This window comes from Bradyrhizobium macuxiense (genome assembly GCF_007993935.1).
Taxonomy (GTDB): domain Bacteria; phylum Pseudomonadota; class Alphaproteobacteria; order Rhizobiales; family Xanthobacteraceae; genus Bradyrhizobium; species Bradyrhizobium macuxiense_A.
On the sequence record NZ_VITY01000008.1, the window covers coordinates 306,315 to 331,385 of the forward strand.

The window sequence follows — 25,071 nt, forward strand, 5'->3', positions numbered from 1 at the left end:
CAGACATGCGCACATCGCTCCTCGCCGCATCGCTCCTGCTCGTCTCGGCTCCCGCTTTCGCGGCGGAGGAGCCGAGCGGCTGCGACAAGTTCAAATGGTCGATCGACCGCGCCCGCGCCGCGCTCACCGCGCCCGATCGCGCCAAGCTTGCCTCGGGGAGCGAGCAGGGCGCCCTGCCGTCGACCGCCATCACGCTGGCGCTGGTGGCGCCCGCCGATGCCAAATTGCCGTCGCCGCCGGAGCGCGCGCCGAAGGACGGCACCTTCGCCGGCTTCACCAGCGTCAAGGCCGCACCGAAGGCCGGGCTCTATACCGTCAGCCTCTCGGCCGGCGCCTGGGTCGACCTGGTGCAGGACGGGCATTTCCTGAAGCCCAAGGCGTTCAGCGGCGCGACCGATTGCGACGGTATCCGCAAGACCATGAAATACGACCTCGCCGCCAGCCCCTTCGTGCTGCAGGTCAGCGGCGCCAGAGAGAACTCGCTGTCGATCGCGATCCAGCCGGCCGATCAATAGGACGATCCGTTAGACAAACGGTCGCCTTTACCGTAAGTCCCAGCCTGCTATGTTTGCAGTGCGATATCCTTGGGGGACCGTAAGTCCTTCGGGGACCAGCGGAACAGCGCTTCCGTCCGTCGCGGGCCAGACCTCACTCAACGCCTGATTTGCGCGCGCCCGTTCGCGCGCGAACATGCACGGAGCGCTTTCCATGTCACGACTTTCAATTTCACGACTTGCCGGACTTTTCAGCGCCTTCGTCATCCTGCTCGGCGCGATCCACTCGCCGGCGAGCGCCGAGGACAAGACGCTCACCGTGTTTGCCGCGGCCTCGATGAAGAACGCGCTCGACGACATCGATGCGGCCTATACCGCCAAGACCGGCGTCAAGATCAGCGCCAGCTACGCCGCGAGCTCGGCGCTGGCGAAGCAGATCGAGCAGGGCGCGCCGGCCGACGTGTTCGTGTCCGCCGACACCGACTGGATGGACTACGCGATCAAGCAGAAGAACATCAACGAGCCGACGCGGGTGAACCTGCTCGGCAACTCGATCGTGCTGATCGCGCCGAAGGATTCCAAGATCGACAACGTCAACATCGGACCCGGCTTCGATCTCGCCAAGCTCGCCGGTGACGGCAGGATCGCAACCGGCGACGTCAAGGCGGTGCCGGTCGGCAAATACGCCAAGGCCGCGCTCGAGAAGCTCGGCGCCTGGCAGGCGGCGGAGCCGAAATTCGCGATGGCCGAGAGCGTGCGCGCGGCGCTGACGCTGGTGGCGCGCGGCGAGGCCGTGCTCGGCATCGTCTATTCGACCGACGCCAAGGTCGAGCCGGGCGTCAAGATCGTCGGCACCTTCCCGGCCGACACCCATCCGGCGATCATCTATCCGGTTGCCGCGACCACGACCGCGAAGCCCGAGACGGCGGACTATCTCGCCTTCCTGCGCTCCTCCGTGGCGAAGACGATCCTCGAGAAATACGGCTTCAAGTTCCTGATCAGCCCGACGACCTGAGCGTGTTCGAGATCTCGCCGACCGAATGGACGGCGATCCTGCTGTCGCTGCGGGTCGCCGTCATCGCAACGCTGGTGGCGACCCCGTTCGGGATCGCGCTCGCCTGGCTGCTGGCGCGGCGCGATTTCTGGGGCAAGTCGCTGCTCGATGCCGTCGTGCATCTGCCGCTGGTGCTGCCGCCGGTCGTCACGGGCTATCTGCTGCTTTTGACCTTCGGCAAGCGTGGACTGGTCGGCGGCTGGCTGGCCGATCACCTCGGCATCGTGTTTGCGTTCCGTTGGACCGGTGCCGCGCTCGCCTGCGGCGTGATGTCGTTTCCGCTGCTGGTGCGCCCGATCCGGCTGTCGATCGAAGCCGTCGACCGCCGCCTCGAACAGGCCGCCGAGACGCTCGGCGCCGCGCCCTGGCGGGTGTTCGCGACGGTGACGCTGCCGCTCGCGCTGCCCGGCGTGCTGGCCGGCATGGTGCTCGGCTTTGCCAAGGCGATCGGCGAATTCGGTGCAACCATCACCTTCGTCTCCAACATCCCCGGCGAGACCCAGACCATTTCGTCGGCGATCTATTCGCTGATCCAGACCCCTGATGGCGACACAGCCGCCGCACGGCTCGTGATCATCTCGGTCGTGCTCGCGGTCGGCGCGCTGATTGCCGCCGAAGTGTTCGCACGCCGCGCCACCGCGCGCCTGCACGGGCACTAGCGATGCTGCGCGTCGACATCCAAAAGCAACTCGGAGAATTCTCCCTTACGGCATCGTTCACCAGCGAGGGCCGCGTCACCGGCCTGTTCGGGGCGTCCGGCTCCGGCAAGACCTCGCTGATCAACACCATCGCGGGGCTGCTGCGTCCGGATCGCGGGTCCATCGTGATCGACGGCGAGACCGTCGACGATACCGCGGCCGGCATTCACGTCCCAACCTGGCGCCGCCGCATCGGCTACGTCTTCCAGGACGCGCGGCTGTTTCCGCATCTCGACATCAGGCAGAACCTCGGCTACGGCCGCCGCATGAACGGCCTCACTGAGGACCCTGCGCAGCACAAGCGTGTCGTCGACTTGCTCGACATCGGCGCCCTGCTCGACCGCCGCCCCGGCAAGCTCTCGGGCGGCGAGCGCCAGCGCGTCGCGCTCGGCCGGGCGCTGCTGTCCAAGCCGCGGCTGTTGCTGCTCGACGAGCCGCTGGGCGCGCTCGACGAAAGCCGCAAGCTCGAGATCCTGCCTTATCTGGTGCGGCTGCGCGACGAGGCCGGCGTCCCGATGGTCTATGTCAGCCACGACGCCGCCGAGCTGCGCCAGCTCGCCACCCAGATCGTGATGCTGCGCCGCGGCCAGGTCACCGCGTTCGGCGGGGTTAAGGTGTTGACGGCGGGCGGGTAGCTAGCCGTTTTTCCGAAAGTCGGCATAAGATAGCCCATCTTGTCTGCTAGCCCGCGTCGGGACATCCCGATCGGGCATGGGGAAAGGTGCATCGTGCGACTGACTGGCTGGGTATTGCTGCTGATCGGCGGGCTGTTATGCGCCACGATTTCGTGGGCCGCGCTCGGCTTCCTGCTGATGGGAGTCGGCCTGATCTCGCTGCAGGTCGCCGAACGCCGACGCCGCCCCGCGGATCATGCCGTGCCGGCCGGCGCAGCGGGGTTTACCCCTCCGCGTCTCAGCCCCGGGCTGCAGCCGCCGACCCTCGACCCGGTCACCGGCCAGGACAACGGGCCGCAGCGTCAGCCTCGCCGGGTGGCGTGGCCTGACAAGACTCGGCCGGACCAGAAGGTGGATGCGCCCTACGACCGGCAGACCTGGCGCCGGCTGGTGGAGAGCGACGCCGATCTCGCCCAGCTTGCCAAGGTGCTCGCCGATTACGGCCCGCAATATGTCGATGAGCTGGCGGCCAGCTATCTCGCCGCGCCCGACAAGGGCCGCCTCGCGGAGATCGTCGACGGCATCATCGCGCGCGCCCGGGACGGCGTGCCGGTCCCGCCGCCCGCGCAAGCCGAGGGACCCCGGCCACCGCCGTTGCCGCCCCGGCCGGAGCCAAAGCAGGTGCCCGCCCCTGCCGCCAAGCCAACGGCTTCGCCGGGCAATCCCGCCGATGCGCTGGAATCATCTCTGCTCGCCACGGTCGAGGAGGCGACCGCCAGGATCGCCGCCGAACGCGCGGGTCTCTTCAAGCCTGGCAGGGAGCCTAGCAAGGCAACCGACAACAGCCGATCGTCGACGACGGGCCAGCGGGAGCCGCTGTTCGGTCGCGCACCCCGGGACACGAAGCCCGCCGAGCCGCCGCCGATGCCGGCTGCACCACCGGCCATGCCGGCGGAGACGCCGGCCGATCTCGAAGCGTCGCTGATCGCCGCCGTCAGCGAGGCCGCCTCCAGGCGGGCGGACGCATCGAAGCCAGCCCCGATCCCGGAGCCGACGCAACCTGCGCCGAAGGGCGAGCCGGAGATCCGGGTCGACGCACCCATCCCGCCGAAACCCGCTCCGCCGCCGCCCGCCACCACGCCGCTCGCGAAGACACCGCCAGCGAAGACGGCGGCCGACAATCTCGACGAGACGCTGCTGGCGGCGCTGGCCGAGATTTCCGGCCAGAAGTTGAAGGACGAGTCCAAGCCGGACGCCGCATCCAAGGGCCGGCCGGCCGACGACGGCCTGTCCGACATGATCAAGAAGTTCGCCCCGGATTCGAACTTCCTGCGTAAGCAGTGACGCGGTTCAGACGCCCGCCACCGACCCCCAGATATCGGCGAGCTTGCGCCGCACGGTCTGCATCCGCGTCTGCGGCGCGACCTTCTCCTCTTCCTCCGGCAGGCGCAGGCCGACGACATTGACGCGGCCGCCGCTGATACTGCGCGCCACCAGCACGATCTCGTCGAGCGCAAGCTCGGCACCTTCCTTCGGCGCGCGGTCGAGATTGATGTCGAAATAATCCGCGAGCGTCAGCTTGGCCTGGTGCTCGTCGACCTTGACGCCGTAGATCTCGGCGAGCTCGCCCAGCGTATGCTCGGCCGACACCATGAAGTCTCCGAGCAGATGCGGATCGGGCGCGCTCGACGGCGCCATGTCGACGAAGAAGCGGTCGAGCGCCTCGGCGCGCTCCGGCGGCGCCAGCAGATAGATGTAGTCACCGGGCGCGACCGGATCGGCCTCGACCGGCGTCAGGATCCGCTCGTCGCGGATCACCAATGTCGGCTTCGACCAGGACGGGATCAGCCCGCGGCGGAAATACAGGCTCTTCGGCCGCACCGGATAGCCGACCAGCTGCTGCTCGAGCTGGCCGGGCAGATCCAGCTCGACGCGGCGCGGGCCGCGCTCGGCGCGCGGCAGCGCGACATGCAGCCGCCGCGCCGCCGGCGCCAGCGTCCAGCCCTGCAGCAGCAGCGAGATGATGACGACGACGAACGCGACGTCGAAATAGAGATAGGCCTTCGACAGGCCGACCAGCATCGGGATCGAGGCGAGGAAGATCGCGACCGCGCCGCGCAGTCCGGTCCAGGCGATGAAGACCTTCTCGCGCCAGTTGAACTTGAACGGCGCCAAACAAATCAGCACCGCCAGCGGCCGCGCCACCAGCATCAGCGCGAATGCAACCAGCACCGCGCCGCCGGCGCTGGAGAGCAGGCGATGCGGCGAGACCAGCAGGCCGAGCAGCACGAACATCACGATCTGGGCCAGCCAGGTCGCGGCATCGAGGAACGTCACCACCGAATTATGCGCGCGGGTCGGCCGGTTGCCGATGATGATACCGGCGAGATAGACCGCGAGGAATCCCGAGGCATGCACAATCTGCGAGCCGCCGAAGATCACCAGCGCCGCCGTGGTGACGAACGGCGCATGCAGGCCCTGCGGCAGCGCCACGTAGTTCAGCGCGATCACCACCAGCCGGCCGCCGATCACCCCGATGATGGCGCCGAGCACGGCCTCCTGGACGAACTCCATCGCGATGTGCGAGGCCGAGCTCTGGCCGATCGAGATGAACTCGACCAGCATCAGGGTCAGGAAGATCGCGAACGGATCGTTGGTGCCGGATTCCGCCTCCAGCGTGGCACCGACGCGCGGGCGCAGGCGCAGGCCCTGGGTGTGCACCAGCAGGAACACCGCCGCGGCGTCGGTCGAGGCGACGACGGCGCCAACCAAGAGCGACTCGGTCCAGTTGAGGTCGAGCACGTAACGGGCGACCGGCGCCGTGATCAGCGCGGTCAGTAGCACGCCGGCGGTCGCCAGCATCATCGAGGGCGCCAGCACGGTGCGGATGCTGGCAAACCGCGTCTTCAATCCGCCGTCGAACAGGATCAGCGCCAGCGCCACCGAACCGACCAGATAGGTGGTCCGGACGTCATCGAACTGCAGCCGGCCGGGGCCGGAATCGCCCGCCAGCATGCCGACCAGCAAGAACACCAGCAGCAAGGGGGCGCCGAACCGCAATGCCAGCAGGCTCGACAGGATGCCGGCCATCACCAGCACCGCACCGAGCAGGATCGCTATACTGACGGAGTCGAGGGATGCCATGCGTCTTCGGGGGTCTCAAATACTTGCAATTGCATCCTTATCGTCGCCACACTGGGACGCCAACCGATTTCTGTCATAAGCGGCAATGTGCCCGGTCCCGTGAGCCCCAGTCTTGTGTCTCTCACGAGATTCACTCGGTGTCATTCCGGGGCTCGCGAAGCGAGAACCCGGAATCTCGATCCGCGACCTCTGGATTCCGGGTTCGCGACTCCGTCGCGCCCCGGAATGACGGAATGGACTTTCAGAGACACAACATTAGGTCGCCCCGACACTGTGGTGTATCGATGGTCGGGTGAGCGCTGTTGTGGGATTCTCTCCATGCATTCGAATCACATTTGCCTGACCCGCGCTTCAAGTTGAGAATTTGCCGATGGACATGAGCTGGAAGGACGCCCTCGAACCGATCCAATTGGCGCTGCGCTCGGTCGGCGCCGAGGTCGCCTCGCCCTGGTTCTATCTGCAGTTCGGCATCATCATCGCCGCCGCGGGGCTCGCCTACGCCGCCGATACCGCGATCCATGCGCGGGTCGACATGTCCTCGCTGGCGATGCGCTGGCCGCTGCCGCTCCGCCACTTCGCCCGCGTGATGGTGAAGAGCGCCTCCACCGCGGTTTTCGCGGTGCTGATGGTGATCTCGCGCATCGTGATGTGGCACGCCACCTGGCCGAGCCGCAGCTATCTGATCGCGGTCTCCGCCAAGCTGGCGCTGGCCTGGCTGGTGATCCGCCTCGTGACCTCGGTGATCGACAACGCCTTCATCGTCAAACTGGTCTCGATCGCGGCCTGGCTCGTCGCCGCCCTCAGCATCATCGGCCAGCTCGACTGGGCTGCCGATACGCTGGATTCGTTCGCCGTCGTGGTCGGCGGTCTCCGTATCAGCCCGCTGCTGCTGATCAAGGCCGGCGCGGTGCTGATCGTGGCGCTGTGGCTCAGCAATATCGTCAGCAATTTCATCGACGGCCAGATCACCCGCTCGACCGATCTGACCCCGTCGATCCAGGTGCTGCTGGTCAAGATCATTCGCATCGGCCTGATGGTCGTCGCGGTCGCCATCGCCTTGAGCGCGGTCGGGATCAATCTGTCGGCGCTTGCGGTGCTGTCCGGCGCCGTCGGTGTCGGCATCGGTTTCGGCCTGCAAAAGATCGTCGCCAACTTCATCTCGGGCATCATTCTGCTGGTCGACAAATCGGTGAAGCCGGGCGACCTCGTCACCATCGGCGACAGCCAGGGCCGCATCAGTGCGATGAAGACCCGCTACATCTCGGTCGCCGCCGGCGACGGCCGCGAGTTCCTGATCCCGAACGAGGACCTGGTGACGCAGAAGGTCACCAACTGGACCTACACCGACAAGAACACGCTGGTGAAGATCGCCTTCGCCGCCAATTACGACGCCGATCCGAGGCTGGTCTGCAAGCTCGCGATCGATACCGCGACGGCCCACGCCCGCGCGCTCAAGGGCAAGCCGCCGAACTGCATCCTGACCGAATTCGCCGAACTCGGCATGAAGTTCTCGCTGACCTTCTGGATCGCCGATCCCGATGGCATGGACGGTGTGAAGAGCGACGTCATGCTGTCGCTGTGGGACGCCTTCAAGCATCAGGGCATCAAGGTGCCCTACCCGGTGCGGGAACTCCGCATCCGCGGCGGCGCGCTGCCGGTCGAGAGCGTGGTCGAGGTCTCCAGCTAGCGCTTCAGCGCGGCTTTTTCGGACAAGCGGCCGCCGCTGTTCCGGATTTGGCCGGGAAATCAAGCCGTTTGGACATTGTCCCCATGCCCAAGCTTGGCTTGCGCCGGGCGCGCCGATCATTAAATTAGGGCCAGAAATCAGCCCCTTGCCCGCAGAAACATCCCGCCCATGAGCTATATCGACGCCACCGACACCTCCCTTCGCAAGACCGGCCAGATCAAGCTGCACGGACCGAGCGGCTTTGCCGGCATGCGCAAGGCAGGCGCCCTGGTGTCGAAATGCCTCGACGCGCTGACCGACATCGTCAAGCCGGGTGTCCCGACCTCTGTGATCGACGAGTTCGTCCGCAAGTTCGCCTTCGACCACGGCGCCTATCCGGCGACGCTGATGTATCGCGGCTATCGCTACTCGACCTGCACCTCGATCAATCACGTGGTCTGCCACGGCATGCCGGGCGACCGCCCGCTGAAGGAAGGCGACATCGTCAATGTCGACGTCACCTTCATCGTCGACGGCTGGTACGGCGATTCCAGCCGGATGTATGCGATCGGCGCCATCGCGCGGAAGGCGGAACGGCTGATCGAGGTGACCTATGAGGCGATGATGCGCGGCATCGCCGCGGTGAAGCCCGGCGCCACCACGGGCGACATCGGCCACGCGATCCAGAGCTTCGTCGAACCGCAGGGCATGAGCGTGGTGCGCGACTTCTGCGGCCACGGCCTCGGCCGCCTGTTCCACGACGAGCCGAACATCATCCATATCGGCCGCCCCGGCGAAGGCGCGCCGCTGAAGCCCGGCATGTTCTTCACCATCGAGCCGATGATCAACCTCGGCAAGCCGCATGTGAAGATCCTGTCCGACGGCTGGACCGCGGTGACCCGCGACCGTTCGTTGTCGGCGCAGTTCGAGCACTCGGTCGGCGTCACCGCCGACGGCGTCGAGATCTTCACCCTGTCCGAACGCCACGGCGAGAAGCCGTGGGTGCAGGTGTAACGGTCCTCGTCAATAGTCGCTCCGCGTGCGCCGCTCGATCTCCTCGGGCGTGTGGTTCTCGCCGATCGACATCGCGCAGATCCGCGACAGATGCAGATAGGGTAGCCCTGTCTCTTCCGCCCAGGCGTTGAACTGCGCCTGCACCTTGGCGAGATCGCGCTTCGACTTGACCTCCTCGGCGATATCGAGCCCGGCATCGCGCAGGCAGGCTGTGACGTCGCGCGAGATGACGAAACCATCCCAGCCGAGGAAGCGCAGCAGCATCTGCCCGGTGTTGCCGCCGAGCCGGCTGCCGCGCTTCGCCAGCAACTCCAGCAGCCCGATCTCATCCGATGACGGCCACGCCGCGAGGAACTTGCCGAAGCTGCCATGCTCGCGCGCGATCTCCTGCACGAAGCTGCCATTGTCGCGCACCGACATGATCTTGGCGCCGTTGCGCACAATCCTGGCGTCGCTCGTCAGCTTCTCCCAGAATTCATCGGGCTTGAACGCCAGCTTGGCGGGCTGAAAGCCGAGGAAGGCTGCCTCGAAGCCCTCCCATTTGGCGTCGATCACGCTCCAGGCGAAGCCTGCGCAGAACACGCGCCGGGTCATCTCGGCCAGCACGTGGTCGTCGCCGAGCTTTGCCAGCGCGTTGGCGCCGGCGGGCGGGTGCAGCAGCTTCTCCAGCGCCTTCGGCCCGCCCTTGCGCTTCTCGGCGCGCGAGCGGATCACCTTGAATGACGTCACGCCGCCCTCCCTAGATTCTTGTTTTGACCCGTTTTATTTACGCGAACCGGTATCCACTTCGCTCGAAAACGCTCTTTTTCGATCTCGAAACGTTGCAGCCAAACGTAATTCGCCGGTCGCATCGTGGCAAACCGTCGCAGGCGCGGCCGCGCCACATCGGGAAACCAAACCGTCCTGATGTCGCCACGCTGAGTGGGAAATGGGAGGCGTCCCGCGCCATCGACAGGAGTGATGATTGGACAAGTCCACGCGCCGCGGCTTTCTCGGCCTGATCTCGGCAACCGCAGCCGGCCTGTTGCCGGCGCGGCAAGCCGCGGCCGCATCCGACAGCCGGCCGGTCGACGCCGCGGGGGTCTGCATCCTGACGCCGCAGGCGGAGGAAGGCCCGTTCTACGCCGATCCAAAGCTGCTGCGCTCCGACATCACAGACGGCAGGCCCGGCATTCCGCTGACGCTGCGGCTGCGCGTGATTGAAGCCGGCGCCTGCACGCCGATCCCTGGCGCGCGCGTCGACATCTGGCATTGCGACGCGCAGGGCCTCTATTCGGCGTTTCCCGGCCAGGGCGACCGGCACAATATCGACGAGTCCAGCAAAAGCTTTCTGCGCGGCACGCAGCTGACCGACGCTGCGGGATGGGTCGGATTCAACACCATCTATCCCGGCTGGTATGACGGACGCGCCACGCATATCCACTTCAAGGTCTTCCTCGACGACAAAAATGTGCTGACCGGCCAGACCTTCCTGCCGGATGCGCTGAACGAATTCATCTACGCCAATGCGCCTGACTATACGGGGCGTCCGCGCCCGCGCACGACGCTGAATGCCAACGACCATGTCGTCGAGATCGCCGATCCGGATCGCCGTGCCTTCTGCGCGGTGAAGGAGGAGAAGGACCGCTACGTGGCGACGCTGACGCTCGGCGTCGACAGGCGCGCCGAGATCGCGATGCAGCCGCGCCCTGGCCCACCCCCGGGACCGCCGCATGGCCTTCCAGCAGGACCGCCGCCACCCGGCATGACGCCCGGCGGGCCGATGCGCGAACATCAGATCAAGGACCGGCTGGCGGCATTGATCCCGGGCCTGAAGCGCGCGCCATAGCGCCGCGCGGGGGTACTTGCAAAATGCGGCTGGCACGGCAAGGTTGTGGCCGATGCCTGCCAAACCCGATGCCAGCAACGACGAGCCCGACGAGACGCCGCATTATCACGGCCATCGCGAGCGGCTGCGCGAACGCTTCTACGCGGCCGGCCCCGACGCGCTGACCGACTACGAGTTGCTGGAGATGGCGCTGTTCGCCGCCATCCCGCGTCGCGACACCAAGCCATTGGCCAAGGCGCTGCTGAAGAAGTTCGGCTCCTTCGCCGAGGTGGTGCACGCGCCGGTGGCGCGGCTGCGCGAGGTCGACGGCGTCAAGGATGCCTCGATCAACCAGATCAAGCTGCTCGCCGCGGCCGCCGACCGGATCGCCAAGGGCGAGATCAAGCGCAGCATCGCGCTGTCATCCTGGAACGACGTCATCGGCTATTGCCGCTCCAGCATGGCGTTCGCCGACAAGGAACAGTTCCGCCTGCTGTTCCTCGACAAGCGCAACCAGCTGATCGCCGACGAGGTGCAGCAGACCGGCACCGTCGATCACACGCCGGTCTACCCGCGCGAGGTCATCAAGCGCGCGCTGGAATTATCCGCCACCGCGTTGATCCTGGTGCACAACCATCCGTCCGGCGACCCCACGCCCTCGCAGGCCGACATCCAGATGACCAAGGCGATCGTCGACATCGCCAAGCCGCTCGGGATCGCCGTGCACGATCACATCATCGTCGGCAAGAACGGGCATACCAGCTTCAAGGGCATGAGATTGATGTAATCTCGCTGCATCGAGACGCGTCGCCCCACCGCCGATCCCTGCCAACGCCGAGGCGCCTCCACGGAGACGATCATGTCGAATGGTCCCAGCGCGGTTCTCTCGTCCGACGAGATCGCTGCAATTGCGCGTGACGCCGTTGCAGAGGGACAGGCGGACCGCAAGCAGGCTGCATGGCAGAAGATCCAACCACTGCGAACGGCCCAGCGCCACCAGCCTGAGGCCGCGAGGGCGTTGGTATGGATCGTCGACCAGCGAAGCCTTGCAAGGGACGAAGCGGCAGACCTGCTTTCGGAGATCGCGGATGCCCACGATGACGCCGTCGACATCCTCCCGGCGCTTGGGCAATGCCTCGAGGCCGTCCGCGACATCGACGATCTGAACGCGTCGCCGCCGGAACATCCGATCTTTCAGACGATGGTCGAGAAGCTCGGCCGCCTGGCGAGGCTCCATGAGGGGAAGCCTGAGCAGGAGCAGATCCTGCGCGGGCTTGCCACGTCGGCGCGGATGATGGCCCGCCAGAACGATGCGATCGCCGAGGACAGCCTTCGAAAGGTGGTCGAACTCAATCCGCAGAAGAGCTCACCCCACTACAATCTGGGCCTGTTCTACAAAACACGTGGCAGGTTCGCAGAAGGCGTGACGGCAAACCGGGCTGCCGCAATGCTGTCGCAAGAGGTTGTCGACAGCTTCGAATGGAACCTTGGAATCTGCGCCACCGGCGCGGGGGATGCCGAGACCGCCTTGGACGTCTGGAAGCGGATGGGACAGAAAATCGGGCCTGGGCGGTTCGGCTTGCCGGAAGGCGGATATCCGGCCTGCAAGGTGAGGCTTGCCGAGCGCCCGCTTGCCGAGCGTACGGCGGACTCCGACGATCCAGGCGAAGAGGAAACCGTGTGGATCGAACGGTTAAGCCCATGCCACGGCATCATCCGCAGCGTGTTGTACGGCGATCTCGGCGTCGACTATGGCGACGTCATCCTGATGGATGGCGCGCCGATTACGCATCATACTTATGGCGAGGAGCAAATACCGGTCTTCCCCCATCTGGCAACGCTGCTGCGCCAGAACTACCAGTTCTTCGATTTCGCGGGCACGCAGGAGACCGCGCGGCAATTGGCCGACATCAGCGGCGAACTGGACGGGGACGCCGTGATCTATTCGCACTCCGAGGGGTTCAAGATCATGTGCGCGAATTGCTGGCGCAACCCCGATATCGATCACGCCGACCACGAGCAAATGGAAAAGCACGTCGTCGTCGGCCGCATTGCCTCGCCGCCCGACATCGCGCCCGCGCGACTTTTGCATCTGATCGACACCGCCATCGAGAAGCGCGGGACCTGCCAGCTCTACGCGCCCGATCTTTGTGCGGCCGCCGGCCAGGCGGCGCGCGAGCGGATCGACCGACGCCGGTTTGCGCTGCTCAAGAACAACTAGCCGTCGTCCTGGCGAAAGCCGGGACGACGGTGAAACAGCTTGTTCGGTATCATCACCCGCGCATCGGGGGTGATCCAGCATTCCAGAGGCAGCCGTGGTTGAGCGGAGAGGCCGCGGCCGCTCCCGTCATTCCGGGGCATCGCGCAGCGATGAACCCGGAATCCATTGGACCGCAAAACAAGTGGTGGAATAGATTCCGGGCTCGACGCTGCGCGTCGCCCCGGAATGACGACGGAGAGAACAATCGCGCCGACATGCCGAGCATCCCCTCACGTCATACGAACCACGAACTCTTGGCGCTAACATCGCCCATGCAACGTTTCCCGCGCGGCGGCGTTTGTTGCAGGTTGATTTGCCAGTTCCAGGCTTGGGGGACCGATGTCCGATTTCGTGATTGAGGAAGGGCTGCCCTACCCGCTGGGCGCCCATTGGAGCGGCCATGGCACCAACTTCGCGGTGTTCTCCGCCAACGCCACCAAGGTCGAGGTCTGCCTGTTCGACGGCGAGCGCGAGACGCACCGCTTCGAGCTGCCCGAATATACCGACCAGGTGTTTCACGGCTTCATCAACGGCGTGCAACCCGGCACCTTCTACGGCTATCGCGTCTACGGCCCCTACCAGCCCGATGGCGGCCACAGATTCAATCCGAACAAGCTGCTGCTCGATCCCTATGCTTGCGCCCATGCCGGCAGCCTGACCTGGAATCCGGCGGTGTTCGGCTACAAGATGGAGACCGGCGACGACCTCACCTTCGACGACCGCGACAGCGCGCCGTTCATGCCGAAATGCGTGGTGGTCGATCCCAATTTCGACTGGGTCCAGGAGGCGCAGCGGCAGGACGTGCATTGGGACGAGACCGTCGTCTACGAGACGCATGTCAAGGGTTTTACCAAGCAGCACCCGGGCATCCCTGAAAACCTGCGCGGCACCTATGCCGGTTTCGGATCGAACGCCGCGATCGATCATCTGACGGCGCTCGGCATCACCTCGGTCGAGTTACTGCCGGTGCATTCCTTCATCAACGACAGCAATCTGCTGGACAAGCATCTCACCAATTACTGGGGCTACAACACGATCGGCTTCTTCGCGCCGGACCCGCGCTACGCCGCCGACGTGCCGAACAGCCTGCGCGAATTCAAGGAGATGGTATCGCGGCTGCATGGCGCCGGGCTCGAGGTGATCCTCGACGTGGTCTACAACCACACCGCCGAAGGCAATGAACGCGGCCCGACGCTGTCGTTCAAGGGCATCGACAATGCGAGCTACTACCGGCTCTTGCCCGACAAGCGCCGCTACTACATCAACGACACCGGCACCGGCAACACGGTGAACCTGTCGCATCCGCGGGTGATCCAGCTGGTGATGGACAGCCTGCGCTACTGGGCCGGCCACATGCATGTCGACGGCTTCCGCTTCGACCTCGGCACCATCCTGGCGCGCGAGGTCTATGGCTTCGACGAGCAGTCGGGCTTTCTGAAAGCAATGAACCAGGACCCGCTGCTGGCGACCGTCAAGCTGATCGCCGAGCCCTGGGACTGCGGCCCCGGCGGCTACCAGGTCGGCGGCTTCCCGCCGGGCTGGGCCGAATGGAACGACAAATACCGCAACACGGTGCGCGATTTCTGGCGCGGCGAGGCCGCGCCAGGCAACCTCGCGCCGCGGCTGCTCGGCTCGCACGACGTGTTCAACCGCGAGGGCCGCCGCACCTGGGCCAGCGTCAACTTCATCACCGCGCATGACGGCTTCACCCTGAACGACTGGGCGAGCTACAACAACAAGCACAACGAGGCCAACGGCGAGAACAACAACGACGGCTCCTCGGACAACCACTCCTGGAATTGCGGCGCCGAGGGCCCGACCGACAATCCCGAGATCCGGGCTTTGCGCGAACGCCAGAAGCGCAACATGCTGGCGACGCTGCTCGCCTCGCAGGGCACGCCGATGCTGCTCGGCGGCGACGAGTTCGGCCGCACCCAGCGCGGCAACAACAATGCCTATTGCCAGGACAACGAGATCTCCTGGTTCGGCTGGAATTTCTCCGACGACGCCAACAAGCTGCTCGCCTTCACCAGACGGATGATCAAGCTGCGCCGCGACTATCCGATCCTGCGCCGCAGCCGCTTCCTGTCCGGCGATCGCGATCCGCAGCTCGCCATCCGCGACGTGGTCTGGATCAGCGCCTCAGGCGTGGAGATGACGCAGGCCGACTGGACCACCGGCTGGATCAAATGCTTCGGCGTCGTGCTCGACGGCCGCGCCCGCAAGACCGCGATCGCCCGCGAGGGCGAGGACGATACGGTGCTCGTGATCCTCAACAGCTATGAAGGCGAGGTCGATTTCAAGCTGCCGGCGACCTCAGCCGGCCCGCACTGGTCGCTGCTGCTCGACACCAATGCGCCGGAGCAGCCGGCGGGCGCGCAGTTTGCGTTCGACAGCACGTACAAGGCGGCCGGGCGTTCGTTCGTGCTGTTCACAGCGGGAGAGATGCGTAGGGCGGATTAGCCGAGGGCGTAATCCGCCGCAGACCCGCGTGCGGAACGGCGGATTACGCTTCGCTAATCCGCCCTACAGAGCTGTCTCCCACCCAAGGTCGCCTCCCCGCGCCCCGGCGGCCAATTGACATTCGCCGTCGCCCTGCCAGACTTCGCCGAAAATTAGGGGTGGAGACCTCTGGATGGCCAATCTTTCGGCCTCAAATCACGTTGCCCGTGTTCTATCGGCGGCCAATCAGGTGGCCGGCGTCGACACCGAGGCGCGGATTGCCGCGTCCTGGCGGCGCTGCGTGGTCAATCACAACCTCGATCCGGCCCGGCGCGGGCCACCGCAGACGCTGACCGAGGCCGAGGTCCGCCACATCGCCGAGCCGATGGAGGATTTGATCCAGGTCGCGATCCCGGAACTCGAGGATCTTGCCCGCGTGCTCCACGACACCGGCTACTGCGTCAACCTTGCCGACCCCAACGCGACCATGCTGGTGAGCCGTCTGCCCGGAGGCGACTACGACCGGATGTTCCTGGAATGGAAGATCTACACCGGCTCGAACTTTGCCGAGACCTTCGAGGGCACCAACGGGCTCGGCACCGCGCTCGCCGAGCGGCGGCCGATCATCGTGCATGGCGACGAGCATTTCCGCGAGCAGTGGCACATGTTCACCTGCGCGGTGTCGCCGCTGTTCGATCATGCCGGCCGGCTCGCAGGCGCCGTCAACATCTCCTCCTGCCGCAGCGATCTCGGCCGCAGTGCGCATGAACTGGCGCTCGCCGTCACCACGGAGGCGACGCGGCGGATCGAGCAGTCGTTCTTCCGCCGGCGCTACCGCGCCGCCTGGATCGCGACGCTGCCCGGCGACGGGCACGGCATGCTCGCCTATGACGACGACCGCCGCGTGGTCGGCGCCTGCCGCACCGCGCGCGGCGTTTTCGGCCTGACCGATGCGATGATCGATGACGGCATCGACCTGTCGCATCTGATTCAGCTCGACGATCGCGCGACACGCGCCGCGGACGATCCGGTCACGCTGCGCCGGGCCGACGGCACGCCATGGGGCCGCGGCCGCATCGCGCCACCGGCGCGTGCGCGTGTCTCCCGTCCGTTACCTGCGCCGCCGCGCGAACAGCCGGCCGGACAGTTCAGCGGCCTGCACAGGTTGGCCGGCCGCGATCCCGTGCTGAACAAGGGCGTGAAGCGGCTGATGACGGTCGGCAATCTCGATCTACCGATCCTGCTGCATGGCGAGACCGGCGCCGGCAAGGACGTGTTCGCGCGTGCCATCCATGCGGCCAGCAATCGCGCGGCCCGCAACTATGTCGCGCTGAACTGCGCGGCGATGCCGGAGAGCCTGATCGACGCCGAGCTGTTCGGCTACGAGGCCGGCGCCTTCACCGGCGCACGGCGCGAGGGCTCGAAGGGGCTGATCGTGCAGGCCAGCGGTGGCACGCTGTTCCTCGACGAGATCGGCGACATGCCGCTGGCGCTGCAGACGCGGCTGCTGCGCGTGCTGGAGAATCGCGAGGTCTGGCCGCTCGGCGCGCTGAAGCCCGTCCCGGTCGACATCCGCCTGATCAGCGCCACGCACCGCGACCTGGCGCGGATGGCCGAAGACGGCAGCTTCCGCTCCGATCTCTATTACCGGCTACGCGGCATGGAGATCCGCCTGCCCGCCTTGCGCGAGCGCGCGGATCGGCGCGAGGTGATCGCGCAGATCGCCGACGAGGAAGCGCCGCACTGCCGCATCGCGCCAGCTGCCTGGGCGCAGCTGATGGCCTATCCCTTCCCCGGCAACATGCGCCAGCTTCGCCACGTGCTGCGGCTTGCCGGTGCGACCGCCGAGAACGGCGTCATCACCGAGGCCGATCTCGATCTGCCGCCGTTCGTCACGCGCAGCGCGGCGGCCGATCACGCTGCGAACGAGCGCGCCGTGATCGCCGACGCGTTGCGCGCCAATAGCGGAAGAGTGAGCGACGCGGCCAAGGCGCTCGGGCTCAGCCGCGCGACCTTGTACCGGAAGATCAAGGCGTTAGGGATCGAGCTGGACAGCTAGACCGGAACAGCACCTGCCGTTCCGGCCGTGCGGGAAAGGTGCTATCATGCGCCTTTCGCATTCAACGCCACGGAGCGGGTCCCATGACACGGTTTCACCTCGCTGTGGTCGTTGGCCTCTTTGCCGCGACCATTTCGCAGCCTGCTTCCTCGGATTCTGCCGAGCAACGATTGGGCAAAGTTCATTTCACAACGTCCTGCAAGCCGGAGGCGCAGGAGCTGTTCGATCGCGCCATGCTGTATCAGCATTCGTTCTGGTACAGCGCCTCGCGCCGCACCTTCGAGGAGGTGCTCGAGGCCGACCCGCAATGCGCCATCGCCTATTGGGGGATCGCGCTCAGCTATCTCTACAATCCCCATGGGCCGCCACCGCCGGAGAACCTTCCGCTCGGCCTCGAAGCCGTGAAGAAGGGCCAGGCGCTGGGTGCGAACTCGCAGCGCGAGCGCGACTACATCGATGCGATCGCCGCGATGTATGTCGACTATGACAAGGTCGATCACCGCACCCGTGTGCAGCGATTCCTCGCGGCCGAGGAGCAGGTGGCGATGCACAATGCCGACGATGACGAGGCACAGATCGCCTATGCGATCACGCTGAACGTCGCAGCCTCGCCGGCCGACAAGACCTATGCCAACCAGCTCAAGGGCGCGGCACTGCTCGAACCGATCTTCAAGCGCCAGCCCGAGCACCCCGGCATCGCGCATTATCTGATCCATCTCTACGACTACCCGGCGCTCGCGGAGAAGGGCCTCCCCGCGGCGATGCGCTATGCCAAGATCGCCGAGCACGCGCCACATGCCCAGCACATGCCGTCGCACATCTTCACGCGCGTCGGCTATTGGAAAGAGTCGATCGCCTCGAACAAGGAGTCGGCGCGCATCGCCAAGGAAGACGGTGAGCAGCAGGACCAGGCGCATGCGATGGACTATCTGGTCTATGCCTACCTCCAGCTCGGCCAGGACAAGGAGGCGCGGGCGGTGGTCGACGAGCTCGGCCAGCTCCAGTTCAAGCAGGACCGGTTCGCCGGCCCGTTCGCGGTCGCGGCAAGCCAGGCTCGCTATGTGTTCGAGCGCGGCGACTGGAAGGGAGCCGCCGCGCTTGAAGTGCATCCGACCAAATATGCCTATGCCGATGCCATCACTTATTTCGCCCGCGCGGTCGGCGCCGCGCGCTCCGGTGATCCGGCGGCAGCCAAGCCTGATATCGCCAAGCTGGTCGAGCTGCGCGACAAGCTGAAAGACGCCAAGGACGCCTACTGGTCCAACATCGTCGACATCGAGCAGCAGATCGCGAGCGCCTGGGTGCTGTATGCCGAAGCCAAATACGACGAGGCGCTCGGCGCGATGAATTCCGCCGCGGAAGCGGAAGACAAGACCGAGAAGCATCCCGTCACCCCGGGACCGCTCGCGCCGGCGCGCGAGCTCTATGCTGCGATGCTGCTCGATCGCGGCATGGCCAAGGAGGCGCTTGCCGCCTACGAGGCCGTGCTCAAGAAGGAGCCCAATCGGCTGGCGGCCTATGTCGGGATGATCAAGAGCGCGAAAGCGGCCGGTGATCAGGCCAAGACCCGGGAATGTGCTGATCAGATCGCCCGGCTCACCGCGGATGCGGATTTGACGCGGCCAGAGCTGATCGAATTGCGACAGACAACCGGAAGCAAGCTGTGATGCGACGGACAGCATGGCGCAACGGTGCGGCGGTCTCGCTCGGCGCCGTTGCGCTATGGCTTTGCCACGTGCCGCCGGCCGGCGCGATGGAGATCCTCGGTCAGGCCGGCGTGCTCGGCGAATGGGAGCTGACCGGACATCTCACCGAAAGCGCTCCGGGCACGCCCAGGCAGTTCTCCGGGCCGCTGAAGATGAAGCATGTGGGGCTCTGCACGCAGGACGGCCCGGAGGAACGCGCCGGCGAGATCAGGCTGCAAATCACGGGTGCGGATTCACAGGTCACGGCCGAACTGGTGCTGGACGGCGCGTCCTGCACCTACAGCGCCCGCAAGACGCACAATTACGAGGGCACGCTGTCCTGTGAGGGCCGCGCACCCGTCCCGCTGCTGGTGTGGCTCAAATAGCTGAAGCCAACAGGCTTTCCTGTCAGGCTGCCGGCCGCGAGCGGCGCAGCCATTCGTTGAGGTCAATGCGGCCGATGCGCGCCTCGCCCAGCGGCACCAGTGAATGCTCCTCGACCCGGCCGCCCCAGTAGAGCGCGTCAGGGTCTCGCACCACCTCGCGCCGGTCGCCCTTTGCCTTCAGGTAGCGGGCCACGATTTCGTCGAACGGGGCACGGTCCGGTCCTGCGATCTCGACGATGCCGTTGCGCGGCGGCTCGAGCGCGATATCGGCCACGAGGGCAGACACATCCTCCGCCGCGATCGGCTGGAACAGACCGGGCGAGAGCCTGATCGTGTTGACGACCGCGCTCGCATCGGCAATCGCTCCGACGAATTCCATGAATTGGGTCGCGCGGATGATGGTGTAGGGAATGCCGGACGCCTCGATCAGCTTCTCCTGCGCGACCTTGGCGCGGAAATAGCCGTTCTCGGGCGTCCGGTCGGTGCCGACGATCGAGAGCGCGACGTGGTGCTTGACGCCGGCCGGCTTCTCCGCCGCCAGCAGGTTGCGGCCCGAGGTCTCGAAGAACGCCATCACCGCCCTGTCCTCGAACGATGGCGAATTGGCGAGGTCGATCACGACGGCTGCGCCGGACAGCGCCTCTTTCAATCCCGCGCCGGTGATGGTGTTGACGCCGTTCTTGGGCGAAGCAGCGACGACGTCATGGCCGCCTTGACGCAAAATGGCGACGGTCCTGGAGCCGATCAGTCCGGTGCCGCCGATCACAACGATCTTCATGATTGGGTCTCCCTTGTCGATGACTGGAGATCTCGGGTTGCGCTTTGGGTCTCAACTGCCGACGGAAAGTGCGACGCCAATTATAGCGCGCCACGCGTTGACGGTACGCGCGTCGAATTGATCGGGATTGGTCAGCGATGCTGATTGACTACGGGGAGCGGCTGGCGTTCTGCCCGCGGCGCCCCTCGCCCCGCATGCGCAGAGAGGTGAACGGCCAAGCCTTACGAAAACTCGTTCCAGCTGACGCGGCGTGCGTCGACGTCGCCGAGCGTGATCGGGTCATGGATGTTGCGCACGCTCTGGAAACCCGAGCGCAGATAGATCAGCGGATCGACCGTGGTCGCGGCGCGGACATGCTGGACTTCACCGATGAAGATCGAATGGGTCTTGGTCTCGAGCTCCTGCGCCAGGACGCAGTCGAATGCCGCCACGGCATCCTCCAGCACCGGGGCGCCGGTCGCACCTGTGGTCCAGCGGCCGAACCCAAAACGGTCGTCGCCGTTGACGCCCTTCTGGCCGGAGAAGGTCAGCGCCAGCAGCGCGTGCTCCTCGTTCAGGAAGTTGATAACGAAATGGCGCTCCGCGCGAATGCGCTCATGCGCGCTGGCATTACGGTTCACGCAGACCAGCACCGATGGCGGATTATCCGACAGCGAGCAGGCCGAGGTCACCGTCAGGCCGGTGCGCTGTCCCGGCTCGCGGCCAACCGTCACCAGCGCCACCGCGCCCGCGCAATGGCGCATCGCCTGCTTGAAACTCTGTGCGTCGACCGTCATGCCGCAAAACCTCATAGAAGCACTCCATTTAAGATATGCGACGGGGGGTGCGAGGCAAGCCCCGCACCCCGCGCAGCTGTCATGCAGCCTTCTCGAACTCGGCGCCGAGATGCTTGAGCCGCGGCATCACCTCGTTCTTGAGCAGGTCCAGCGAGTGCCGCCAGGCCTCCGGCTTGTGCTTGTAGTCGAAGCCGAACACACAGAGGACACCGAAGCCGCCGACCTCCCGGTAGATCTGCTCGATCTTCTCGGTAACCGTCTTGGGCGAGCCGACGATCCAATTCCGGCGCGCGCAATATTCGACGGTGACATCGCTGTCGGGCACGTCGGGCGCGTGTTTCAGGTAGTCCTTGAAGCCGAAATGGCCGAGCAGCGGCAGGAAGTACTCGCCCATCATCCGGCCCATCATGTCGCCGGTCGAGAGCTTCCATGCCTCCTCATCGGTATCAGCCACGAACACCTCGCGCACCAGCCGCCAATCCTTGCGGCTCGGCTTGCGGCCGGTCTTGGCAGCGCCGGCTTCCACCGAATCCCAGTGGCTGCCGACATAGGCCGGGTTGAGGTTGAGGCTCATCGGAATGAAGCCGCGCTCGCCGGCAAGCTTCAAGGTGTCCGAGTTCTTCGACAGGCCGGCGACGCCGATCGGCGGGTGCGGGCCCTGCAGCGGCTTGATGTGAGGCTTGAGGAAGTCAAACATCGTGTCCGGCTTGCTCACCGTCCAGTACTTGCCCTTGTGCGTCCACGGTCCGGGCTCGGACCACATCTTCAGGATGATCTCGAGCGCCTCGCGGGTCATGTCGCGGTTTTGCCCGGACATGCCGTCGACGTTGAACATCGCCCAGTCGCTCGGCAAGCCGGAGGCTGCGACGCCGAAATTAAGCCGCCCGTTGGAGAGGTGGTCGAGCATCGCGACGCGGTTCGCGAGCTCGGCGGGATGATGATACGGCAGCAAGAAGCCGCCCGGCCCGATCCGGATGTTCTTGGTCTGCAGCAGCGCCTGCGCCACCAACAGATCGGGCGACGGGTGCGGCTCCCAGGGCGCTGTGTGATGCTCGCCGATCCAGGCTTCCTGATAGCCGAGCTCGTCGAGCCAGCGCAGCGTCTGCAGGTCCCAGTCGTGGCCCTCCTTCAATCCGCACTCCGGCGGGTGCGAGGGCATGGTGAAGTAGCCAAGCTCCATGTGCGTTTCCTTCCTTCTGGCTTTGCGGTTTAGTCATGCAATGCGTCTTGCCGCGCATTCGTTGATGCGTTCAGCAAGCGCTGTGCCAGCGTGGAAATCGCTAGGAGGGCAGCGAAAGGCCGCGTTTCGGCCACCTGCGGGCTTGGCTCCGGGCTCTGCAGGGTCTCTCGCCGTCTCACCGTCGCGAGATAATGTCGCAACGTTGAGACGCGGCGAACTCGCTCTTACTCCCTCTCCCAGTTCTTACGGGGAGAGGGTTGGGGTGAGGGGCCGCCTCCTCGCAGACGGTGACAGCGGAGTTTGCGGAGGCTCCCCCTCACCCGAATTCGAGCTTCGCTCGAATTCGACCTCTCCCCGCACGCGGGGCGAGGTGAAGCGGAGCGTGCCTTATCAACCCGCCGCGCGGCGCGGCATCGCGTTGTTGCTGTCAGGCTCGGAGGGCGGCGGGAGCTGCATCAGGATGGTCTGGCCCATCGAGGCGATCTCGATGCCCTCCTCCTGGAAGCGCCGCTTCATGCGGCGGTTGAACTCGCGCTGCACCGACCAGCGGCCGCTATCGGTGCAGCGGATCTGGCCGACGATCGTCACCACGGACCCGTCGACCTTGTCGACGCCCCACAATTCGAGGTCGCCGCGGATGAATGCGCGATACGCCGTCTCCTGGCGCATCTGCGCGACGATGTCCTTCAGCACCTCACCAGCGCGGTCGGTATCCTCCTTGTAGGACACGTTGACGCTGACCGCGGCATTGCCCGCGCCGCGGCTGGAATTGGTGATCGTCGTCACCGCGCTGAATGGCACGACATGCACCGAGCCGTCGCCGGCACGCAGCCGCATGGTGCGGATCGAGACATTCTCGACCACGCCCGAGAGGCCCGACACGGTGACGGTATCGCCGACCTGAACGGTGTTCTCGATCAGGAGGAACAGGCCGGTGATCAGGTCCTGCACCAACTTCTGCGAACCGAAGCCGATCGCGATGCCGACGATGCCGGCGCCGGCGAGCAGCGGCGCGACATTGACGCCGATCTCGCTGAGCGCGGTGAGCCCGACGACCGCGACGATCATGCAGAACAGCGCGGTGCGCAGCATTGGCTGGAAGGTGCGCAGGCGCGCGGCGCGGGCATAATGCCCCTCGCGCGACAGCGTGTCGATCTGGCGGTCCATCAGCGCATTGGCGACTTCCCAGATCACGGCGGCGGCGAGCGCGGCGATGCCGATCGTCACCAGCGCCGAGATCAGGCGCGAGCCGATCTGGCCGCCATAGAACCAGACGATGGCATCGACGCCCCAGACCTCGAGCAGCGCGACGAAGCCGATCAAGGCGATCACCGTCGTGACCACCTTACGCAGCAGCGGCAGATAGCGGTTGGCGCGGGTCTCCAGCCCCGGGAAGCGCTGGATCAGCTCCGGACTGATGCGGAAGCCGCGATCGATCAGGCTCAGCACCACCATGGTGACCAGCCGCGTGACCAAGAGCACCGCGACGGTGCCGACGAAATATTGCAGCAGCAGCGAATAGCCGTTGCGGATGTTGAGCGCCCACACCGCCCACAGCGCGAGGTCGAGCGCGATCGCCAGCACATGCCAGAGTGACGCGAGGCGGTTGCGCGTCCGCGCCGCCAGCCCGGTACGATCGGCCGGCGCGCGGATGAATTCGGCGACCTGGCGGCGGCACTGCAGGATGATGACCACGACGAACAGATGCACCACCAGCATCACCAGCCGGATCAGCGCGGCGTAACCGGCGCGATGCAGCCCGAGCAGCAGCGCGACATTGGCAAAGGCGATGCCGGAGACGCCGACCGCCACGATGCGCCGTGCCCAGATCTCGATATAGGCCGCGGTCTCGGCACGAACGCGGAACAGGCCGAACGGCCCTGCCAGCGCGCGCACCGCGCAGATAAGGACGCGCGAAAATACGTAAGCATTGACGACGGCGAGGATCACGAGCCGCGTGGTCGACTGGTCGCCGATCTCGGTGCCGAGCAGCGCGGTGGCGATGCCGCCGAACACCACCACCGGCAGCAATTCGAGCAGCAGGCGGCCGAGCACGAAGGGCAGCCGGACCAGCGACTGCCAGGCGCGCGCCAGGCTGAGCCGGCGCCGATGCGACTCCGGCGTCGGCGTGACGTCGGCAACCGACGACGGCGGATCGGCGCTCGCGAGCACCGGCACGGGAACGCGCGCGGTCTGCGGCAGCCGCGCTTCGAGGAACGCGACCGGCCGCTTGATCAGGCGGAACACCACCCATTCGGCAGCGAGCGCGCAGCCGAATACCAGCGCCAGCTTCCAGGCGATATCGATCAGGAGACCATAGGCGTCCGGATCGTTGGCGGTACGCACGAACCAGTAATAGAACGCCGGGAAATGCGTCAGCGTGCGCGCGACGTCGGCGACCTCGCGCGACATCTCGCCGACCTGTTCCGACACCATCAGCAGGAGCTGCGCGCCGAGACTGTCGGCCGTGAGCGGGATCGGCGAATGCTGCTCGGGTGCCGGCTCCGCAGCCGCCGGCTGAGCAGCAGCCTGCGGCGAGGCCTTGGCGATGGCGCGCAGCGTGTTGATGATCTCGCCGCGCTTCTTGTCGTCCTGCAGCGTCTCGAGCGCGCGCTTCGCCTGCTCAGGCGTCAGTGCATCGCTGGTACTGGGTTGCGGCGGCGCCGGCTTGACGGCCGGTTGCGCAAGCGCGGGAGAGACGAACAGGGTGAGGACGAGAAGGATCGCAAAACGAAATATGTGCGACACGAGGGCCTCTTATTAAAAGTCATTGCGCGACGGCAGATCCCTGGAAGGAATCAGCTCTCGCGCTCGCGCCATGTCGGATCCCCCCTTTTCGCCCCGATGATGTGTCGGAAGTTTGCCGCTGTGGCGGCCATGTTTTGGCATTTGCCGCAACATAATCGTCACAAGTGTTGAGCCGCGTTTACGCATCCAGCGCGTTCCCGGCTGCGCCGGCCGATCGACGCACCACACGTCAGGGATGAGGCCGCAGAATCTTTCGCTTGACGCAG

20 protein-coding genes are annotated in these 25,071 nt (G+C 66.0%); 14 read left to right on the forward strand and 6 right to left on the reverse strand.

Annotated features, from left to right (window positions below):
• Positions 1-5: 5 nt before the first annotated feature.
• The 5 genes from FBZ93_RS22465 to FBZ93_RS22485 all read left to right on the forward strand — a co-directional run bounded on the left by FBZ93_RS22465 (position 6) and on the right by FBZ93_RS22485 (position 4,204).
• Complete coding sequence (locus FBZ93_RS22465) at positions 6-515, forward strand: hypothetical protein (protein WP_146988545.1); 510 nt, start codon at positions 6-8, stop codon at positions 513-515.
• Between the two features lie 208 nt (positions 516-723).
• Positions 724-1,509 (forward strand): molybdate ABC transporter substrate-binding protein, encoded by a 786-nt coding sequence (gene modA / locus FBZ93_RS22470; RefSeq protein ID WP_146988759.1) that lies wholly within the window; start codon positions 724-726, stop codon positions 1,507-1,509.
• A gap of 2 nt (positions 1,510-1,511) precedes the next feature.
• On the forward strand, positions 1,512-2,207 hold the full coding sequence (modB, locus tag FBZ93_RS22475; RefSeq protein WP_146988547.1) for a molybdate ABC transporter permease subunit: 696 nt from the start codon (positions 1,512-1,514) through the stop codon (positions 2,205-2,207).
• Between the two features lie 2 nt (positions 2,208-2,209).
• Positions 2,210-2,881, forward strand: a complete 672-nt coding sequence (modC, locus tag FBZ93_RS22480) for a molybdenum ABC transporter ATP-binding protein (RefSeq protein ID WP_146988549.1) — start codon at positions 2,210-2,212, stop codon at positions 2,879-2,881.
• A gap of 93 nt (positions 2,882-2,974) precedes the next feature.
• Positions 2,975-4,204, forward strand: a complete 1,230-nt coding sequence (locus FBZ93_RS22485) for an MFS transporter (RefSeq protein ID WP_146988550.1) — start codon at positions 2,975-2,977, stop codon at positions 4,202-4,204.
• A 6-nt stretch (positions 4,205-4,210) separates the two neighbouring features.
• Here the strand turns inward: FBZ93_RS22485 and FBZ93_RS22490 are convergent, their stop codons facing one another.
• The gene (locus FBZ93_RS22490) at positions 4,211-6,004 is read right to left on the reverse strand and encodes a potassium/proton antiporter (protein ID WP_146988552.1); all 1,794 of its coding nucleotides are present in this window, start codon (positions 6,002-6,004) and stop codon (positions 4,211-4,213) included.
• A gap of 370 nt (positions 6,005-6,374) precedes the next feature.
• Here FBZ93_RS22490 and FBZ93_RS22495 point away from each other — a divergent pair, with 370 nt between their 5' ends.
• Positions 6,375-7,691: a mechanosensitive ion channel family protein gene (locus tag FBZ93_RS22495; RefSeq protein ID WP_167529166.1), complete on the forward strand. Its 1,317-nt coding sequence runs from the start codon at positions 6,375-6,377 to the stop codon at positions 7,689-7,691.
• Between the two features lie 168 nt (positions 7,692-7,859).
• Positions 7,860-8,684 carry a type I methionyl aminopeptidase gene (gene map / locus FBZ93_RS22500; RefSeq protein WP_050426054.1) on the forward strand — a complete coding sequence of 275 codons (825 nt, stop codon included), beginning with the start codon at positions 7,860-7,862 and terminating at the stop codon, positions 8,682-8,684.
• Positions 8,685-8,693: 9 nt separating this feature from the next.
• Here map and FBZ93_RS22505 read toward each other — a convergent pair whose 3' ends face one another.
• Positions 8,694-9,413 (reverse strand): DNA-3-methyladenine glycosylase I, encoded by a 720-nt coding sequence (locus FBZ93_RS22505; RefSeq protein ID WP_146988554.1) that lies wholly within the window; start codon positions 9,411-9,413, stop codon positions 8,694-8,696.
• Positions 9,414-9,648: 235 nt separating this feature from the next.
• On the opposite strand from FBZ93_RS22505, the gene FBZ93_RS22510 reads away from it, so the two are divergent.
• The 7 genes from FBZ93_RS22510 to FBZ93_RS22545 all read left to right on the forward strand — a co-directional run bounded on the left by FBZ93_RS22510 (position 9,649) and on the right by FBZ93_RS22545 (position 19,323).
• Complete coding sequence (locus FBZ93_RS22510; RefSeq protein ID WP_146988555.1) at positions 9,649-10,512, forward strand: intradiol ring-cleavage dioxygenase; 864 nt, start codon at positions 9,649-9,651, stop codon at positions 10,510-10,512.
• Positions 10,513-10,564: 52 nt separating this feature from the next.
• Positions 10,565-11,278: a RadC family protein gene (radC, locus tag FBZ93_RS22515; protein WP_146988557.1), complete on the forward strand. Its 714-nt coding sequence runs from the start codon at positions 10,565-10,567 to the stop codon at positions 11,276-11,278.
• 72 nt (positions 11,279-11,350) lie between these two features.
• A complete protein-coding gene (locus FBZ93_RS22520; RefSeq protein ID WP_146988559.1) occupies positions 11,351-12,712 on the forward strand; it encodes a prenyltransferase in 1,362 nt (453 codons plus the stop codon).
• 378 nt (positions 12,713-13,090) lie between these two features.
• Positions 13,091-15,214, forward strand: a complete 2,124-nt coding sequence (gene glgX, locus FBZ93_RS22530) for a glycogen debranching protein GlgX (protein WP_146988562.1) — start codon at positions 13,091-13,093, stop codon at positions 15,212-15,214.
• Positions 15,215-15,386: 172 nt separating this feature from the next.
• Positions 15,387-17,252: a sigma-54-dependent Fis family transcriptional regulator gene (locus FBZ93_RS22535; RefSeq protein WP_146988564.1), complete on the forward strand. Its 1,866-nt coding sequence runs from the start codon at positions 15,387-15,389 to the stop codon at positions 17,250-17,252.
• Positions 17,253-17,335: 83 nt separating this feature from the next.
• A complete protein-coding gene (locus FBZ93_RS22540) occupies positions 17,336-18,919 on the forward strand; it encodes a hypothetical protein (RefSeq protein WP_246667594.1) in 1,584 nt (527 codons plus the stop codon).
• On the forward strand, positions 18,919-19,323 hold the full coding sequence (locus tag FBZ93_RS22545) for a hypothetical protein (RefSeq protein WP_146988566.1): 405 nt from the start codon (positions 18,919-18,921) through the stop codon (positions 19,321-19,323). Before FBZ93_RS22540 ends, FBZ93_RS22545 begins: the two co-directional genes overlap by 1 nt.
• A gap of 22 nt (positions 19,324-19,345) precedes the next feature.
• Here FBZ93_RS22545 and FBZ93_RS22550 read toward each other — a convergent pair whose 3' ends face one another.
• From FBZ93_RS22550 to FBZ93_RS22565, 4 genes are all read right to left on the reverse strand, one after another.
• The gene (locus FBZ93_RS22550; protein ID WP_146988568.1) at positions 19,346-20,101 is read right to left on the reverse strand and encodes an SDR family oxidoreductase; all 756 of its coding nucleotides are present in this window, start codon (positions 20,099-20,101) and stop codon (positions 19,346-19,348) included.
• 221 nt (positions 20,102-20,322) lie between these two features.
• A complete protein-coding gene (locus tag FBZ93_RS22555) occupies positions 20,323-20,877 on the reverse strand; it encodes a flavin reductase family protein (RefSeq protein WP_146988569.1) in 555 nt (184 codons plus the stop codon).
• A 79-nt stretch (positions 20,878-20,956) separates the two neighbouring features.
• Positions 20,957-22,057: an LLM class flavin-dependent oxidoreductase gene (locus FBZ93_RS22560; RefSeq protein ID WP_146988571.1), complete on the reverse strand. Its 1,101-nt coding sequence runs from the start codon at positions 22,055-22,057 to the stop codon at positions 20,957-20,959.
• A gap of 390 nt (positions 22,058-22,447) precedes the next feature.
• Positions 22,448-24,805, reverse strand: a complete 2,358-nt coding sequence (locus tag FBZ93_RS22565) for a mechanosensitive ion channel family protein (protein ID WP_146988573.1) — start codon at positions 24,803-24,805, stop codon at positions 22,448-22,450.
• Positions 24,806-25,071: the final 266 nt, after the last annotated feature.